This is a genomic window from Novosphingobium sp. YAF33 (genome assembly GCF_052113265.1).
GTDB lineage: Bacteria > Pseudomonadota > Alphaproteobacteria > Sphingomonadales > Sphingomonadaceae > Novosphingobium.
In genome coordinates this window covers 325,441-342,490 of the sequence record NZ_JBFRCW010000003.1, presented here as the reverse complement: position 1 = coordinate 342,490, position 17,050 = coordinate 325,441, and the positions used below count along the sequence as shown (strand labels likewise).

General features: G+C 65.5%; 16 protein-coding genes. 10 read left to right on the top strand and 6 right to left on the bottom strand.

Going from position 1 to position 17,050, the window contains the following annotated elements; all coding sequences use genetic code 11:
* Positions 1–10 precede the first annotated feature (10 nt).
* Both AB4Z00_RS08810 and AB4Z00_RS08805 read left to right on the top strand, forming a co-directional pair.
* The gene (locus AB4Z00_RS08810) at positions 11–1,186 is read left to right on the top strand and encodes a glycosyltransferase (protein WP_132262362.1); all 1,176 of its coding nucleotides are present in this window, start codon (positions 11–13) and stop codon (positions 1,184–1,186) included.
* Positions 1,187–1,373: 187 nt separating this feature from the next.
* Positions 1,374–1,751: a hypothetical protein gene (locus AB4Z00_RS08805; protein ID WP_442045649.1), complete on the top strand. Its 378-nt coding sequence runs from the start codon at positions 1,374–1,376 to the stop codon at positions 1,749–1,751.
* Between the two features lie 21 nt (positions 1,752–1,772).
* Here AB4Z00_RS08805 and AB4Z00_RS08800 read toward each other — a convergent pair whose 3' ends face one another.
* The gene (locus AB4Z00_RS08800) at positions 1,773–3,005 is read right to left on the bottom strand and encodes a phospholipid carrier-dependent glycosyltransferase (RefSeq protein ID WP_442045648.1); all 1,233 of its coding nucleotides are present in this window, start codon (positions 3,003–3,005) and stop codon (positions 1,773–1,775) included.
* Positions 3,006–3,188: 183 nt separating this feature from the next.
* Between AB4Z00_RS08800 and AB4Z00_RS08795 the strand changes: the two genes are divergently transcribed.
* The 4 genes from AB4Z00_RS08795 to AB4Z00_RS08780 all read left to right on the top strand — a co-directional run bounded on the left by AB4Z00_RS08795 (position 3,189) and on the right by AB4Z00_RS08780 (position 6,783).
* Positions 3,189–4,397, top strand: a complete 1,209-nt coding sequence (locus tag AB4Z00_RS08795) for a trans-sulfuration enzyme family protein (protein ID WP_132262368.1) — start codon at positions 3,189–3,191, stop codon at positions 4,395–4,397.
* Between the two features lie 134 nt (positions 4,398–4,531).
* Positions 4,532–4,930, top strand: coding sequence for a Co2+/Mg2+ efflux protein ApaG (gene apaG, locus AB4Z00_RS08790; RefSeq protein ID WP_132262370.1), 399 nt, complete (start codon positions 4,532–4,534; stop codon positions 4,928–4,930).
* Positions 4,931–5,023: 93 nt separating this feature from the next.
* Positions 5,024–5,911, top strand: a complete 888-nt coding sequence (locus AB4Z00_RS08785; protein WP_442045647.1) for a LysR family transcriptional regulator — start codon at positions 5,024–5,026, stop codon at positions 5,909–5,911.
* A gap of 98 nt (positions 5,912–6,009) precedes the next feature.
* Positions 6,010–6,783 (top strand): carbonic anhydrase, encoded by a 774-nt coding sequence (locus tag AB4Z00_RS08780; protein ID WP_442045646.1) that lies wholly within the window; start codon positions 6,010–6,012, stop codon positions 6,781–6,783.
* A 48-nt stretch (positions 6,784–6,831) separates the two neighbouring features.
* On the opposite strand, the gene AB4Z00_RS08775 is transcribed toward AB4Z00_RS08780, so the two are convergent.
* Both AB4Z00_RS08775 and htpX read right to left on the bottom strand, forming a co-directional pair.
* Entirely contained in the window at positions 6,832–8,247 is a 1,416-nt protein-coding gene (locus AB4Z00_RS08775) for an aromatic ring-hydroxylating oxygenase subunit alpha (protein WP_442045645.1), read from the bottom strand.
* Between the two features lie 128 nt (positions 8,248–8,375).
* The gene (gene htpX / locus AB4Z00_RS08770) at positions 8,376–9,251 is read right to left on the bottom strand and encodes a zinc metalloprotease HtpX (RefSeq protein WP_442045644.1); all 876 of its coding nucleotides are present in this window, start codon (positions 9,249–9,251) and stop codon (positions 8,376–8,378) included.
* A 182-nt stretch (positions 9,252–9,433) separates the two neighbouring features.
* Here htpX and AB4Z00_RS08765 point away from each other — a divergent pair, with 182 nt between their 5' ends.
* Complete coding sequence (locus tag AB4Z00_RS08765; RefSeq protein WP_132262379.1) at positions 9,434–10,414, top strand: NAD(P)H-dependent flavin oxidoreductase; 981 nt, start codon at positions 9,434–9,436, stop codon at positions 10,412–10,414.
* A gap of 30 nt (positions 10,415–10,444) precedes the next feature.
* Positions 10,445–11,227: an enoyl-CoA hydratase-related protein gene (locus tag AB4Z00_RS08760; RefSeq protein ID WP_442045643.1), complete on the top strand. Its 783-nt coding sequence runs from the start codon at positions 10,445–10,447 to the stop codon at positions 11,225–11,227.
* Positions 11,228–11,326: 99 nt separating this feature from the next.
* Here the strand turns inward: AB4Z00_RS08760 and AB4Z00_RS08755 are convergent, their stop codons facing one another.
* Positions 11,327–12,577 carry a CaiB/BaiF CoA transferase family protein gene (locus AB4Z00_RS08755; protein WP_442045642.1) on the bottom strand — a complete coding sequence of 417 codons (1,251 nt, stop codon included), beginning with the start codon at positions 12,575–12,577 and terminating at the stop codon, positions 11,327–11,329.
* Between the two features lie 155 nt (positions 12,578–12,732).
* Between AB4Z00_RS08755 and AB4Z00_RS08750 the strand changes: the two genes are divergently transcribed.
* Positions 12,733–13,515, top strand: a complete 783-nt coding sequence (locus AB4Z00_RS08750) for an SDR family NAD(P)-dependent oxidoreductase (RefSeq protein ID WP_442045641.1) — start codon at positions 12,733–12,735, stop codon at positions 13,513–13,515.
* A 37-nt stretch (positions 13,516–13,552) separates the two neighbouring features.
* On the opposite strand, the gene AB4Z00_RS08745 is transcribed toward AB4Z00_RS08750, so the two are convergent.
* Complete coding sequence (locus AB4Z00_RS08745) at positions 13,553–14,509, bottom strand: GGDEF domain-containing protein (RefSeq protein ID WP_442045640.1); 957 nt, start codon at positions 14,507–14,509, stop codon at positions 13,553–13,555.
* 123 nt (positions 14,510–14,632) lie between these two features.
* Positions 14,633–15,643, bottom strand: coding sequence for a LacI family DNA-binding transcriptional regulator (locus tag AB4Z00_RS08740; protein WP_442045639.1), 1,011 nt, complete (start codon positions 15,641–15,643; stop codon positions 14,633–14,635).
* A 200-nt stretch (positions 15,644–15,843) separates the two neighbouring features.
* Between AB4Z00_RS08740 and AB4Z00_RS08735 the strand changes: the two genes are divergently transcribed.
* Positions 15,844–17,001: an acyltransferase family protein gene (locus tag AB4Z00_RS08735; RefSeq protein ID WP_442045638.1), complete on the top strand. Its 1,158-nt coding sequence runs from the start codon at positions 15,844–15,846 to the stop codon at positions 16,999–17,001.
* Positions 17,002–17,050: the final 49 nt, after the last annotated feature.

Below are 17,050 nucleotides of genomic sequence, written 5' to 3'. Positions count from 1 at the left end.
TACGGGGCGCATGAACATAACTCGTTCTGATCTCGCAGAGGCGCTCGACGTCGCAGCCAAGCCGCTTGAGCTGGCGATTGTCCTGCCTACCTATAACGAGCGCAAGAACATCGCGACGATGATCGAGCGACTCGATGCCGCGCTGAAGGGCGTGGTGTGGGAGGCCGTCTTCGTTGACGACAACAGCCCGGACGGCACCTCGGACGAGGCGCGCCGCCTGTCGCTGGAGGATCCGCGCGTGCGCTGCATCCAGCGCATCGGCCGCCGCGGCCTTGCCAGCGCGGCGATCGAGGGCATGTGCTCCACCGCCGCGCCGGTGGTTGCCGTGATGGATGCCGACCACCAGCACGATCCTGCGCTCCTGCCGGGCATGCTCAAGGCGGTGACCTCGGGCGAGTACGACCTGGCCTATGCCTCGCGCTTCGCGGAAGGGGCCAGCACCGAAGCCTGGGGCCGTCCCGACCGTGTGAAGGCCTCGGGCCTTGCCAACCGGATCGCCAACAAGGTGACCGGGGTGGAACTGACCGATCCGATGAGCGGGTTCTTCATGCTTCGCACCGAGACCTTGCGCGCCGATGCGCATCGTCTCTCGGGCGTGGGCTTCAAGATCCTTCTCGACATTCTCGCAACTGTCGACCGTCCGCTTCGCGTGAAGGAGTTCCCGCTCCATTTCGCGGCGCGTGCGGAAGGCGAAAGCAAGCTGGACCAGACCGTCGTGTTCGAATTCCTCGTAGGCCTTTACGACAAGTGGCTGGGGCGCATCATCCCCACCCGTTTCGCCCTGTTCGGAACCGTTGGCGCCCTGGGCGTGGTGGTGCAGTTCAGCGCGCTGTGGATCATGCTCCACCTCGTGTTCGCCGAGCGCTTCGTCTACGGCAACTGGTCGGAAAGCGCGACGTTCAACATCGCGAACTCGATCGCGGCGATCGTGGCCATGACGTTCAACTTCGTGCTGAACAACGAACTGACGTACTCGGACAAGCGCCTGCGCGGGTTCGGCCCGCTGATGCGTGGCTGGGCGCAGTTCGCCGTCGCTTGCTCGTTGGGCCTGCTGACCAACGTCGGTTCGGCGGCCGTGCTCAGGACCATTGGCATTCATGACGTGGTGGCGGTCGTCACCGGCATCGTGCTGGCCGCGGTCTGGAACTTCGCGCTGTCCTCGAAGTTCGTCTGGGGCAAGTACTAAGCCAACTGCAATAGCTGGCCCGCCGCCCTGATGGCGGCGGCGAACAGACAAAAGCGCGCGCCGGTGTTCCGGCGCGCGTTTTTGTTTGCCCTACGTCGGTCGTCATAGGGCGTTCGCCGGATTCGCTTTGTGTTCACTCGTGCAATCATGTCCAGCACCGGGGCCGAGCCGGCTTGAGGGACAATGCATGATCTTTCGCGTTTCGATAGACGCCCGTGACCCCTGCCGGGTCGCCGCGGTGCTGGCCGAGCTTGTCGGCGGCCGGTCGGTGCGCGGCGGCGCGGTTTGGCGGGTGGAGGCATCGCAGGCGGCGCCGCAGATGCTTGTGGTGCCTTGCGAGGATCCGTGCACGGATGCGGGCCATTGCAGCGTGACCCTGGCGACATCTCTCGACATCGCGGAAGTCTATGCCATCGCCGGGCGCGAAGGCTGGCCGGCCCGCTACCGGCGGCGTGCGAGCGGCCTGGACGTGATCGAGCTGATGCTGGAAGGCGCACGCGCGATCGAGGTCATCACGCCCGACATGCAGGCGGATCACTTGGGCAAGCTGGCCGCGTCTGGCTAGGGACGGGCGCCCGGCGTTCCTTCAACGCCAGTTCGGAAACCACATCCAGACGTTGTAGAATTCCTTGGTCGGCAGCGGGGCGCCAGAGATGATGGGGTAGAAGCCCACGAACATCGCTGCCGAGATCGCCATGGTCGCAGTGGCCAGGTGGCGCCAGCGGTCGCGCCGGTTCCACAGGGCGTCCAGGGCGAAGGCCAGGATGCCCATGAGGAAGGCTCCGGGCAGCAGATAGTGGTAGTAGAACTGGATCGGCTTGCCGTTGACCACCCAGATACCCAGCGTGCCCGCATAGAGCAGCACCAGCGTCAGGACGTCCCGGCGCCCGCGGAACAGCGAGACCCAGACGCCCCAAACCAGCGCGAAGAGTCCGGAGATCATCGAGAAGGGATTGCCCAGCATCACGATGCCGTGCTGGTGGCCGTCGATGTTCTCGAACTGGTACCAGATCGGCCGCCAGTCGACCATCCACTGGTACCAGAGGCTGCGGTAGGGGTGCAGCTTCTTCACGCTGTCCTGCAGCGCGATCATGTGGCGGTGCTGCTCGATGAAACCCCAAGGCGAGAGCGGACGGCTGCTATAGAACATCGCCGGAAGGTACGTCGCCCAATAGACCGTCAGGGGCAGCAGCCCGAGCCAGAACGCGGCTTCCGCCAGCGAGATGCCCGGGATGGGTCCCGCGCCCTTGCGGCCGACGAATTTCCAGCCGCTCTCCCGCACGCGCAGCGCCAGGAACCACAGCCCGGGCACCATCAGCGCCGGAGCGCTGCTCCACTTGGCCCCGAGCGAAAGCCCGAGCGCAACGCCTGCCGCTGCCAGTCGTCCCCGCGCCGCGCCGCTTGTCGGCGCATGAAGGGCGGCCGCGAACTGCCAGAGGGCGATCATGCACAGCGAGGCCTCGACCATGTCGAGCATGGAGATGCGGCTCTGGACGAACCACATGAAATTGGTGGCCAGCAGCACGGTCGCGGTGATCGTGGCCCGGCGGCGTCCGGACAAGTGCCAGACGAAGCGTGCGAAGGCGAACAGGCCGAACACGCCGAACAGCAGCGGGCCGATGCGCCAGGCGATCGGCCGGTCGCCGATGATCGAGATGAAGCCGGCGATCACTTCCTTGGCGAACATGGGATGCTCGCCATTGGCCGGGATCAGTTCCAGCAGCTTGAGCGCAGCCGGGACGTAGTGGATCTCGTCGAAGTAATAGCGGTTCGGTTCCGCAAGTCGGAACAGGGCGAGGGCCAGGAACAGGCCCGTCACGATCAGGCTCCAGCCGATCGGATCTCTCTCATTGCGCGAAGCGTTCGGCATCGGACCGGCGGAATAAGGGCGAAGTAAGGGGACTGCAAGGCTGACTGAAACTTGCTCCACCGAAGCCGCGGCGCGCCTAAGGTTGCACTGGCCGCTTGCGCTGGCCCTTTGGCGATCCTAGAGGCTTGGCCCATGAAACGCACTACCGGACAGGACCGCTCGAAGACCCGCAACTGGCGCCCGGCCACCCGCGCGATTCGCGGAGGCACCTGGCGCTCGGAAATGGGGGAGACCAGCGAAGCGCTGTTCCTCACTTCCGGCTACAGCTACGACGATGCCGCTACCGTGGCCGCCCGCTTCATGGGCGAAGACGATGGCATGACGTATTCGCGGCTCCAGAACCCGACGGTGCAGATGCTGGAAGAGCGCATCGCTCTGCTGGAGGGGGCGGAAGCCTGCCGTACCCAGGCCTCGGGCATGGCGGCCATGACCACGGCGCTGCTCTGTCAGCTTTCGGCCGGCGACCACATGGTGTCCGCCCGCGCCGCCTTCGGTTCGTGCCGCTGGCTGGGCGACAGTCTGCTGCCGCGCTTCGGTATCGAGGTGACGGTGATCGACGCCACCGACACGGCGGCCTGGGAAGCGGCGATTCGGCCCAATACCAAGGTGTTCTTCTTCGAATCGCCTGCGAACCCGACCATGGATATCGCCGACATCGAAGGCATCTGCGCCATCGCCAAGGCACACGGGATCACCACCGTGGTCGACAATGCCTTCTGCTCGCCGGTCCTGCAGCGGCCGATGGAGTTCGGCGTCGACGTGGTGGCCTATTCGGCGACCAAGCTGATGGACGGGCAGGGCCGCGTCCTGGCCGGCGCCGTCTGCGGCACCGAAGAATTCATCAACGACAAGCTCCTGCCGTTCCAGCGCAACACCGGACCGAACCTTTCGCCCTTCAACGCCTGGGTCGTGCTGAAGGGCCTGGAGACGCTGGACCTGCGCGCCAAGAAGCAGAGCGAGAACGCCCTCAAGGTCGGCCAGTTCGTCGCCGGGCGCGTGCCGAAGATCCTGCACCCCTGGCTCGACAGCCACCCGCAGCAGGCCCTTGCGCAGAAGCAGATGGATGCCTGCGGGCCGATCTTCAGCTTCGTCCTCGATGGCGGCCGCGAACAGGCGCATACCCTGCTGGACGCGCTCGAACTGATCGACATTTCCAACAATATCGGCGACTCGCGCTCGCTGATGTGCCACCCGGCCTCGACCACGCACCACGGCGTCGGTCCCGAAGGACGCGAGGCCATGGGTGTCACCGAAGGCATGCTGCGCATCAATATCGGGCTGGAGGATGCCGACGACCTGATCGAGGATCTCGACCAGGCGCTGACCAAGGCCGGTCTCTGATTCGTCGTGAAGCGCCGCTGCCCGCCGGGGCGGCGCTTCATCTGGCTGTCCGCCATGTCATCAGCCGAATGCCTCGCAAGGTTCGCGCTGCGCAGTTGTCGTTCCGTCAAATCATCGTTAGGCTGGCGGATGTTATGAAGGAATTCTTCCAACATACGGCGATGACCGATGGGGTGACCGTGCGGGTCGCCGTCAACTTCCTGCCCGAGCAGTCGCGCATCGAGGCGGGTAAGTGGTTCTGGGTCTATCACATTCGCATCGAGAACGATTCGGATGAGACGCTCCAGCTCATGACCCGGCACTGGCGCATCACGGACGGTCATGGCGATGTCAGCATGGTCGATGGCGAAGGCGTGGTGGGCGAACAGCCCGTCATCGCGCCGGGCCGCAGCCACGATTACGTCTCCGGTTGTCCTCTGCCTACGCCGCAGGGCTCGATGGAAGGCAACTACACCTTCCTGCGCGACGACGGCACCGAGATAGAGGCGGCGATCCCCTTTTTCCCGCTGGCCGCGCCCGCCACGGCGCGCTGACGGAACGGGCTTTCGGTGAGGCGATGCGCAGCGTCGGGGGCGTTGCGGCAGTTCTTCATTGCCCGTGCGAAAACCAGCGCATAGGGAACTCCCATGAAGCGCACGCACCTGCCCCTCAATGCCCTGCGCGTCTTCGATGCAGCGGCACGCCACCTTTCGTTCACCCGGGCCGCCGACGAGCTGGCCGTGACGCCGGCCGCGGTCGGCCAGCAGATCCGCGCACTCGAAGACCTGCTGGGCGTGGTGCTGTTTCGCCGCACCAGCAAGGGACTGGAACTGACCGACGAAGCCGGCGCAGGGCTTGCCGCGCTGCGCACCGGGTTCCTTCATTTCGAGGATGCCGTGCAGGCCATGCAGGCGGGCCAGTCTAGCCACGTCTACACCATCGCCGCACCGCGCGAATTCTTCGCCGCCTGGCTGGCCCCGCGCCTTGCCGCGTTCCGGGCCGATAATCCGCAGGTCCGCTATGTCATCGTCGACGGCGAACTGACCGATTTCACCGAAGCCAATCTCGACCTGGCGGTGCGCTGGACCGATGGGCCGGGCGAGCTGGAAGGCGCGGCACTGGGCGCGGCGGAATGGGTCGAAGTGGGCCAGGGCGACTGGATCGGCTGGCCGGGCGACCCTGCGCCGGGCACCGAGGACGATCAGGACAATGAGGAGGCCAAGCCGCCGATCGCGGTGAGCGATGCGGGCCAGGCGATTGCCGCCGCGCGATCTGGCCTCGGCCGGGCGCGCGTTCCCGGCTTGCTCGCGCGCGGTCTCATCAGCGAGAACGACCGGGACGTGATCCAGACGACGACCCCGTGCCGCAGGGGCTACTGGTTGGTGGCACCATTGCCGCAGTGGCGCCAGAAGAAGGTCAAGGCCCTGGTCGGTGCCCTGACCGAGCAGGCACTTACGGGGCAGGCGCTCACGGGTCAGACACCGGCCGATCAGAGCCTGGATCAGATCCCGGCCGGCCACACTTCGGCAGACTGAGCAGGCGGAAACCGAACGAACCGAATTCGTTCGATTTCAACAAGCACCGCGGCGGGGCGGCCATGTTAGGTTCCAGTCGGATCACACTGGAGACCGCGATGTCCTCTAGCCTTCCTGTGCCTGACGCCGAAGCCGCCTGCTGCAAGACCTCGCGCCGGGAGATGCTGGGAGCCCTGGCCGCCGCCAGCGCAGCCGGAACCCTGAGCCTGGCCGCCGCGCCGCCGGCCATGGCCGCCTCGTCCGCCGCACCTGGGGGAGGCGGCGAGCAAGTCACGCCGGACCAGGCTCTCAAGGAAATCATGGACGGCAATGCCCGCTTCATCGCGGGAGCGCCCACGGCCCACACCAGGGATCTGGCCATCATCAAGGCCCGCGCGGCGGAAGGGCAGTGGCCGATCGTGGGCGTCCTGTCCTGTGCCGATTCGCGTGTGCCAGTGGAAATGGTGTTCGACGAGCCGATTGGCCGCCTGTTCGTCACCCGCATCGCCGGCAATATCACCACGCCGGAAATCATCGCCAGCCTGGAATACGGCGTGGCGGTGCTCGGCATCAAGGCCGTGGTGGTCATGGGCCATTCGAACTGCGGGGCGGTGAAAGCCGCTATGGAGAACCCCGAGGTTCCCGGCCAGATCAGCGCGCTGTTCCCGGCGATCCTGCCCGCGCTCTACGTCAGCCAAAGCCAGGATCCCGCCATCGTCACCCGTCAGAACGCCGTGATCCAGGCTGCAACCCTGATCAATTCCTCGCCCGTGATCGAGGCGAAGGTCCAGTCCGGCGAACTGAAGGTGGTGCCCGCCCTCTACGATGTCGCCACGGGCAAATTGGAAGTCCTGCCGATTCCTTCGGGCCTTCGCACCAAGACGGCAAAGTGACCTCCGAAAGCCCGCCGTGCCGGATGATCCGGCACGGCGGGTCCTGGATCAGAACCCGAGGTCTTCGATCGGGCCGTCGAAATTGCCGCCCAGCTTGTGGATGGCCTTGGCAAGCTGCTCCTGCGGCACGCCCTTGAGGTAGCCGTCGATGATCCGTTCGTAGTTGCTGATCAGCCCTTCGACTTCGTGCGACAGGCGCATGAACTCGAAGCCGCTGGCATGAAGCCCCTTCTGCTGGATCGGGATGTTCGAATAGTCCTGCCGCGGAATCGGTGGGAAATCGGGGCTGTTGTAAGGCAGCACCGTGGGCTCCGTCACCGTTTCCATGTCGTCGTCCTCGGAGACATATGTCAGCGACCATATCTCGAAGAAGCAGCTTTCCGGCCCCGTCGGGCGGATCCGATAGGCGGACATCGAGGTGAAGTAGGGCAGCAGGAAGTAGTGCGGGAAGAGGAACTCCACTGCTTTCACCGGATGGGTCTGCGCCACCGTGCAAAGGTCTGGCACCGGCTCTCCACGGGCCTGCAACTGCGCGGAAATCTGGTGCATGACGATGCCCAGCCAGTGGAACATCGCCATGTTCTGGTCTTCCGGCAGGCCTTCCTCGATGCCGATGAGACCGCGCGCAATTTCCACTTCCTTTTCGTGGACCATCCCCGCCATGCCTTCGCTGAGCAGAGCCATGGACTTGACCTGAAGTTCCTGGTTCTCGCGATAGGACAAGTGCGGTTCGGCCATGATCGGCACCGGGCCGCGCGGGCTGCGATACATCGAATCGTACATCATCGGCGCCGCATGCTGGAGCTGCGGATGCGTCTGCATCACATGGTAGCCTTCCATGAAGGCTTCCATCGCCACCTTCCAGTTCGCCGGCAGCTCCGCTCCGTAGCACCATTCCGCGCGCATCTTGTCCAGGCCGCGGGCTTCCAGATTGGGGGCCAGGGGTCCGAGAGAATCGCGCACGGAAGGCGCGTCGTCGTCATGGTTGATCCAGACGCAGCCGATGAAAGTCTCCGCACGGCAGGGGACCAGGTTGATGTCGTCCTCCTGAAGCTGCCGCTCCGAGAACATGTGCTTGCCGTAGACCTGGGTGGATTCGCCATCCATGTTCCAGCGCCAGCCGTGGAACGGGCAGACGAAGCCCGACTTCTTGCAATTGCCGTGCGCATGGCCGGTGCCGCCGGCAAAGGGCACGCCGCGGTGGCGGCAGGCGTTGTGGAAGGCTTTCACGCCGCTGGCGGTCCGCACTATGACGACGGACTTGCCGACGTTCTCGTACTCGATCCAGTCGCCGATTTCGGGGATCTGCTCTTCCCGGCAGGCCATCTGCCAGACATGCGGCCAGAGGTGGTCCAGCTCGGCCTGGTAGAATTCGGCATCGTAGTAGCGCTTGACCGGAATCCGTTCCGGATCCTCGATCGGATAGGGGACGGACCGCAGTCCGCCGTCGACAGATTTCAGCACTCCGACACCTCTCGGCTTGTTCTTCATTCGTGTTGAACGAATGTACAACCGTCGGCGGGGCAGGCAATGGCGCGCTCTATCGTGGGCGCGCTATTTGAACGAAGCGGGCAGGGGCCCGCGTCGGTCGCTTACCTTCGGGCCGGGTCGAGCGCGGATGCCGCGCGGCGGACCGGCGCGCTTTCCATGGCCATCAGCGCCGCGATGCGCTTTTCGGTGGCGGGATGGGTGGAGAACAGGTCCGAAACCGAAGTGGGCACGATGTAGAGCTGCGCCGCTGCCGGATTGCGCTCCGAAGCCACGCTGGGAACCGCCTGCGCCGGGCCCGCGATCTTGGCGAGGGCGGATGCGAGCGCGCGCGGATTGCCGCTGATCTCGGCGCCGGCCTTGTCCGCCCCGAATTCGCGGGTGCGGCTGATCGCCATCTGCACGATCATCGCGGCGAAGGGGGCCATGAACACGGCAGCCATGGCGGCAATGGGATTAGGTCGGTTTTCGCCCCCGCCAAGATGGCCCCCGAAGAACAGGCCGAAGTTGGCGATCATCGAGATGGCGCCGGCAATCGTCGCCACCATCGTCATGATCAGGGTGTCGCGGTTCCTGACATGGCCCAGCTCATGCGCCATGACTGCCGCCACTTCCTCGCGGTCCAGCATGTTCAGAAGGCCGGTCGTCGCCGCGACGGCGGCGTGCTCCGGGTCGCGGCCGGTGGCGAAGGCATTGGGGTTGGAACTCTCGACCAGGTAGACGCGCGGCATGGGAAGGCGCGCGCGGCGGGCGAGTTCGGCCACGAGGGTGTAGAATTCCGGCGCGCTGCGCTCGTCCACTTCGCGGGCATTGTGCATGCGCAGGACGATGCTGTCGGCGTTCCAGAACGTGAACAGGTTCATCCCCGCCGCGACGACCAGCGCGATCATCGCACCGCCGCTGCCGCCGAAGATATAGCCCAGCCCCATGAACAGCGCCGTGAGCGCCGCCAGCAGCATGGCCGTCTTGAAACCGTTCACTTGTCCAAACTCCTTGAAATGTTTGCCTTTGGAATCTGGGTATCACGCGGCGGCTTTCAATATCCGGAACGGCCTTTGCATCGCCCGCGCGAATTGCGGGGCGGGCGGCGCGTTCGGTGTCCTCAAGCGCGCCGATCCCCCCTAGGACCACTGCAAGGGAAGTTTCTGGGAGTTTGCAAGCAATGGCGTTCAAGACCCGCGTCACCGAGATGCTCGGCATCGAACATCCGATCGTGCAAGGCGGCATGCAGGGCGTGGGCCTGGCCGAGCTGGCCAGCGCCGTGTCCAACGCCGGCGGCCTGGGCACGCTCACCGCGCTGACCCAGCCCAGCCCCAAGGCGCTGCGGGAAGAGATCGAGCGCTGCCGCTCGATGACCGACAAGCCGTTCGCCGTGAACATCACGGTGTTTCCGACCCTGCTCCCGCCCGATTACAAGGCCTATGCGCAGGCCGCGATCGACGGCGGGGTCAAGATCGTCGAGACGGCCGGCACTCAGCAGGTGCGCGAGATCTGGGAAATGGTGAAGCCGCATGGCATCACCGTGCTCCACAAGTGCACGGCCGTGCGCCATGCCCTGTCCGCCGAGCGGCACGGCTGCGACATCATCTCGATCGACGGCTTCGAATGCGCTGGCCATCCTGGAGAGGACGACATTCCGGGGCTGATCCTGATTCCTTCGGCGGCCGACAAAGTGAAGATCCCGATGCTGGCCAGCGGCGGCTTCGGTGACGGGCGCGGGCTGGTTGCCGCTCTGGCGCTGGGGGCCGAGGGCATCAACATGGGCACGCGCTTCTGCGCGACGCAGGAAGCGCCGATCCATGACAACGTGAAGGCCAAATATATCGAGAACGACGAGCGGGGGACGAACCTGATCTTCCGCAAGTTCAAGAACACGGCCCGCGTCGGCAAGAATGGCGTTTCCGACGAGGTGGTCGATATCTCCGCCCGCCCCGAATCGACCTTCGACGACATCAAGCACCTGGTGGCAGGGGCCGTGGGCCGGGAACTGCTCCAGTCCGGCGATCTCACCAAGGGCATCTTCTGGGCCGGAATGGTGCAGGGGCTCATCCACGACCTGCCGACGTGCAAGGACCTGATCGATAGGATCGTTGCCGAAGCCGAGGAAATCGTGAATGCCCGCCTCGGAAAGATGCTGGCCTGAGCCGGCACGACGCACGGAGCGATGCCTGACATGACTTACGAGAAAATCCTCTACAGCCTGGAAAACGGCGTGGCGCGGATATCGATGAACGATCCCGCCACGCGCAATGCCGGCTCGGCRCAAATGGGCGAGGAGCTTTTCGATGCCGTTTCGCGTGCGGCGTTCGAGGCGCGGGCCGTGCTGCTGACGGGCGAAGGCAAGGCCTTCTGCTCGGGCGCGAACCTGGGCGATGCGCAAGATATGCTGGATAACCCGCGCCGCGACGTGGGGACTTTGCTGGACCGGCACTTCAACCCCGTCATCATCGCCATGCGCGACATGGAGCAGCCGGTCGTCACCGCCGTGCGCGGCGCGGCGGCGGGCGTCGGCGCGGGGCTGGCGATGGCGGGCGACCTCATCCTCTGCGGAACGAGCGGGTTCTTCCTCCAGGCATTCCGTCATGTCGGGCTGGTGCCGGACGGGGGATCGTCCTGGTTGCTGGCCCGCGCGGTTGGCCGGGTGCGCGCCATGGAGATGATGCTGCTGGGAGAGCGGCTCCCTGCCGAGAAGGCGCTGGAATGGGGCCTCGTCAACCGCGTGGTGCCGGACGAAGACCTCGATGAAGCCGCCATGGCGCTGGCCGGGGAACTGGCGCGCGGGCCCTGGTCACTGCGACGGATCAAGCAGGTGGCCTGGGCCGCAACCGATTGCACGCTGGAGCAGGCACTCACCAACGAGCGCCTCGGCCAGCGCGATGCCTCGCGCACCGCAGACTTCGTGGAAGGGGTGACGGCGTTTTCCGAAAAGCGCCAACCGTCCTTCCAGGGGCGCTAGCAGTCTCGAAGGCCGCCGGACCCTGAGGTGGAACCGGCGGCTGAAAGGCGGTGGGGAATCGATAAAGGCTGCCAGGGAAGGGCAGCCAGTGCGTCCAGGTCAGATGATCCCGCTGGTCTCCAGCTCGGCTATTCGCTGTTCGCTATAGCCCAGTTCGGCGAGCACTTCGGCATTGTGCTCGCCCAGCATCGGCGGGGCGAGGCGGATGGTCGCCGGGCTGGCGGACATCATCGCCAGCGGACTGGCGATAAGGTCCACCGTGCCGCTTTCGGCATGGGCGTGCGGCGTCGTGGCACGCAGGTTCCGGTGCTTGACCTGCTCGTCCTCCCAGACATCGGCCAGCTCGTTGTAGCGTGCCGCCGGGATGCCGACGCCGTCGAGCATGTCCTGCATTTCGGTGACGGTGAAAGCCTTGGCCCAGGTGTTGATGATGTCCATCAGTTCCGCCCGGTTGGTCTTGCCGCGCTTGAGATTGCTGTCGAAGCGCGGATCGGTGAACAGTTCGGGCTGCTCCATCAGCACGGTCAGGCGGCGATAGTGCTCGTCGGTGCCGGCGGTGAGGTAGATGATGCCGTCCGCGCAGCGCATAAGGTCTGCCGGGCCGCCGCCATTGCCGCCATTGCCCAGGCGGGGCGGAGCCTGCCCGCTGATCAGGTAGTCCTGCATGATGTGGCTGACCATCGCCACCGAACTGTCGAGCAGGGCGATGTCGATGAATTGCCCCTCTCCGGTGCGGTTGCGATATTGCAGCGCCCCGAGGATGGCGAGGGCGGTATTGTGCCCGGTCACGAAGTCGACAAGGCTGGGCCCGGTCTTGAGCGGTCCGCTGCCGGGCTGGCCTTCGGGAATGCCGGTGACGGCCATCATGCCGCCGGTTGCCTGGAACAAGCCGTCATATCCCGGCCGCGCGGCCATGGGTCCGGTCTGGCCGAAGCCGGTGACGGAGCAGTAGATCAGGCCGGGGTTGATCTCTCGCAAAGTCTCGTAATCAAGACCGAAGCGCTTGAGATCGCCGACTTTATAGTTTTCGATCAGCACGTCGGCGGTCTTGACCAAATCGCGCAGGATCGCCTGGCCTTCCGCTTTGGAATGGTTGAGCGTGATCGAGCGCTTGTTGCGGTTGGACACGGTGAAGAAGCTGGAGTGGCGCGTCTCGACCCCGTCCTTGCCGGGCACCCACGAGAAACCGTAGCCCCGGCCATCGTCACCGACGCCCGGGCGCTCGATCTTGATGACGTCGGCGCCAAGGTCGCCCAGGATCTGGGCGCCGATGGGGGCGGCGAAGACGCGGCTCATGTCGATGACGCGGATGCCGGCCAGGGCTGCTTTATCGTTCTGGTTCGTGCTCATGATGGCGCTGACGCTAGACCCTGCCTCGGAGCCGGCCAAGACGAGCAGCCCCGCTTATCGCAGCGACGATCAAGCATCGCCTTCGCCCGGCCGGGCTTATCCGGCCCGCCGAAAACGCCTAGCCGAAAGCGGAAGACGATGGACGGGAGCATGCGATGAAGACGGCGATCATCACCGGGGCAGGCAGTGGCATCGGGCTGGAGACCGCGAAAATTCTCCACCGCGAGGGCTTTGCCGTGGTCGGCGTCGGGCGAAGCAGGGACAAGCTGGCGACCTTGGAGGCGGAGATCGGCAATCCCGATCACGTCCTGGCGATCAGCGCCGATCTGACCGATCCCGCCGCGCCGAATGCCGTCGTTGCTGCCGCGCTGGAGCGGTTCGGGCGGATCGATGCCCTGGTCAATAACGCGGGCGTGGGCAGTCCCAAGCCGCTCGACGAGACTGACGACGAAGCGCTCGACGGTTTCCTCGATATCATGCTGGTCGCCCCGTTCCGGCTCTGCCGCGATGTCATGCCGCACCTTTCCGAAGGGGCCAGTGTGGTCAATGTCACCAGTACGTTCGCCCATATCGGCGGAAGGCGCGGGGGCGCCTATTCCGCGGCGAAGGGCGGCCTCAAGTCGCTCACCGAACACATGGCCTGCGAATATGGGCCGCGCGGCATCCGCTCCAACTGCGTGGCGCCGGGCGTGACGATGACCGACATGGTCCGCCACCGTTTCGAGGACGAGACGTTCAAGCGCAGCAATGTGGAGACCACGCCTTATCCGCGGCTCGCGCAGCCCGAGGATATCGCTTCGGTGATCGCGTTTCTCTGCCTGCCGGGGAGCGAGATGATCAATGGCCAGTCGATCGTCGTCGATGGCGGCTGGACGGCGACGAAATATCTCTCGCCGCGCGTCACCCGCACGACATGGGTGGAACCGGAAGGGCAATAGGGCAGGTGGCTCCGCTCGGCCTTTCGCGCGGAGGCGGTCAGGTTCCGGCTGTGCAGAGCTGGTTGCCGCCGCGCCGTTTCGCGGCATAGAGCGCGGCATCGGCCTGGTGGAACAGCGCCTCCGGATCGACCACGCCTGCGAGGGCGGGCGCGGCCATTCCCGCACTCGCGCCGAGCGGCAGGGAATGGCCCTGCCAGACCACCGGCGACATCAGCGCAGGCAATCGGTGGCGCACGGAGCGTTCCAGCGCGGCGGACGAAGCGCTGCGGTCGAGGATCATGGCGAACTCGTCGCCGCCGATCCGGGCAACCAGGCGCGCTTCGGGGAATGTGCGGCGAAGGCGGCGCGCAAAGTCGCTCAGGCAGGCGTCGCCGGCTGCATGGCCCCAGGCGTCGTTGACCGTCTTGAAGCCGTTGAGGTCGAACAGCACAAGCGCGCCGATCTCGCAAAGACCTTCACTTCCCGCAGGCCGATCGAGAAATTCGGAGTGAAAGCAGGCGCGGTTGGAAAGGCCGGTGAGGGCATCGTTCTCGGCCAGATGGCGCAGGCGTTCCCAGCGCAGGCGCTCTTCGGTTATGTCCTGCTTCATGCCGTAGAGGGTGGTCGCCCGGCCGCGTTCGACGCGCGTGGCAGCGGTTATTCGCATCCAGCGGACTTCGCCGTCACCGCGCAGGATCTGGGCGTCCATGGTGAAGCCCGAACCTTCCTCGATCGCCTTGGCGCGAAGCTGCGCGAGCAAGGCACGCGATTCCTCGGTGTAGAAATCCAGAGTCTCGCGCCGGTCCATCGGCCGGTCGGCCGGCGCGCCGAAGATGTTGAACACGCCTTCGGTCCAGGTCAGGGCCTGCGTCGAGAGGTCGCAGGACCAGGCGCCCATTTCGGTGAGCGCGGCAGCCTGGGCATAGAGCTGTGCCTCATGGCTCGCGACAGGCGTGGAGGGCCGGGTCTGCGGCTGGACAGGGTCCAACAGGGATGAAACGATCGCGTGCTTCAAGAGAACCGATCCTCGGCGGAAGGCATGTCCCGGACGGGAGCCCGTAACCCGTTTAATCCCTTAGTGTAAAAGCATTGCTAACCATGCCGAACGGCTCGGCGCCTCCCGTGAGGCGGGACGGGGTCAGGCGAGCGGACGGACAAGGGTGAGAGCATGGTCTGCATCGACGCCGCGAACCGATTCGCGCACGACCAGATCGGCCGCGAAGGTATGGCGATCCGTGTCATTGCGGGTCAGCCTGCTTATGGCCTCCCGCGCGATTTCGGCCCAGGGAATGCGCATCGAGGTGAGGGCAGGTGCGGTTCTGGCGGCGATGGGCATGTCCTCGAAACCGGCGACGGAAAGGTCCTGCGGCACCGCCAGACCGGCTTGCACCGCGGCCTGAAGGACGCCGGCAGCCATTTCGTCAGTGGCGGCGATGATCGCGCTGGGCCGGGGGCTGACGTCGAACAGGAGGTGCGCCGCGGCACGGCCAGATTGGCACGAGCCGTCTCCCGCCACCACCAGCAGGGGCCCGGTCAGGCGGCGATCCGCGATAGCGTCGAGAAAACCCTGTTCGCGCAGGCGCCCGGATAGCGAATTGTCGCTGTTCGAAACGAGACCGATCCGGCGGTGTCCTTCGGCCGAGAGCCAGTGGACGAGCTGCGCCATGGCGGTGCGATCGTCGCAGGCAAGACCGGGATGACCGAGGCGCGCGCAGCCTGTCCCTGCATCGGCACATGCGCCGGCGAGATCCTCCTGAGCCGAGAGCGGAGGAAGGAAGATGGCGCCCTGGGGGCGGCGGCGTTCAAGAAAGGTCTTCAGCCCCGCGAGCGGCTGTTCGCGCAGGAGCCAGGGCGTCATGACCGGGTCATCGTCGTCCAGAACCTCCAGTATCGCCGTTTCCACGATAGCGGCGAGGGCGGGGTCGCTGCCGTCGTGGAACAGCGCGAGCGTGGCCATGGCAGGGTCGGCGGCGTGACCGGGTAGCGGAAACAGGCGGTGGTCGAAGCCCAGCTCCTTCATCGCGGCCAGGATGCGCGCGCGGGTAGCAGGGCCTACGGATGCGCTGCCATTGACGAGGCGGCTGACGGTTTTTCGGGATACGCCGGCAAGGCGGGCAACATCGTCCATGGTAAGGCGCGGCGGCGGCATTTCAACATCATGTCGCCCCGCGCATGCGCTTCCAAGCACAGTCCAATCCGATCCGGAGATGTGCCTGCGACGACCTGTTACAACCGTGTCATTGCAGAAAAGGCGCGAAATCCCTAAGTGGGCCGTGCTTCCGCAGCTGGCGGAACCGCCCACCCCACCGGAGAAAGATGAAGCTCGCCCCGTCGCAACGCCACTATGGAATGGATTGGCTGCGCATCGGCGCGTTCGTTCTGCTGATCTTCTACCATGTCGGTTTTTCGTTCACGCCGTGGGGTTATCAGACGCCTACGCGCGGTGTGGTGAGCTGGGCGGAAATTCCGCTGCTCGGCCTCAGCGCCTGGCGCCTGGCGCTGCTCTTTGCGATTTCCGGCTATGCCAGCGCCGCGCTTCTCAAGAAGGACGGCGACAATCGGGCTTTCCTCAAGAGCCGCATCCTGCGCCTTGGAATCCCATTGCTTTTCGGCCTGACCGTGGTGGTGCCGCCCCAGCCCTACATGGGGCTGGTCAATAGCGGGTACGATCATGGATATGGTTACTTCCTGCTTTATGATGCCTTCCGGTTCCATAAAGTGGGATACGAGATCCTCCCGGCCACGATGCACATGTGGTTCGTGATCTATCTGCTGGCTTACACGCTGGTGCTCTGCGCCGGACTGATGCTCCTGCCCGGAAGCTGGCGCGCGGCACTGCGCCGGGGTGCCGAGCGTGTGCTGTCGGGACCGGCCTTGCTGCCGCTGGGAATCGGGCTGATCTTCGCGATCCGCATGCTTCCTTACGGCTGGACCGACATCCATAATTTCCTTCAGGACCGCGGCGCACACCTGCACTATTTCGGCATGTTCCTGTTTGGATTCCTGCTGCGCGGTTCGGACCCCATCCGCGAGGCCATTGCCCGCCAGTGGAAGCTCGCTCTTGCGCTCGGCATCGCCGGCTATGCCTGGGTGATCGGCGACACGCTGCTCTATCCCGGCAATGTGCCGACGCCCGCGGCCTGGCAGGAGCCGTTGTCCTTCGCCAAGTCCGTCCAGTGCTGGGGAACGGTGATCGCGCTCTTCGGTATCGCCGATCGCTTCTGGAACTTCGATAACCGCTGGCGTGCGACTTTGGTGGAGGCGGTCTTCCCGATCTACATCGCCCATCAGACCGTGATGGTTTTCGTCAGCTATGGCATTCGCGACATGGGCCTTGGCGCCCTGGCGGAATTCCTCACGCTCTGTGCGGCAGTGGCCGGGGGTTCCTGGCTGTTCTACCTGATCGGGCGCGAGATAGGGCCGCTGCGTCCGCTGATCGGGCTCAAGCGGCAGCGCCGGCGGGGCTCGGCCGAAGAGCAGAAGCCTGCCCTCGCTTCCGCAGGCTGACCCCCAGCAGCAAACGGGTTCCGACCTCTCGCGAGGCCGGAACCGCCGA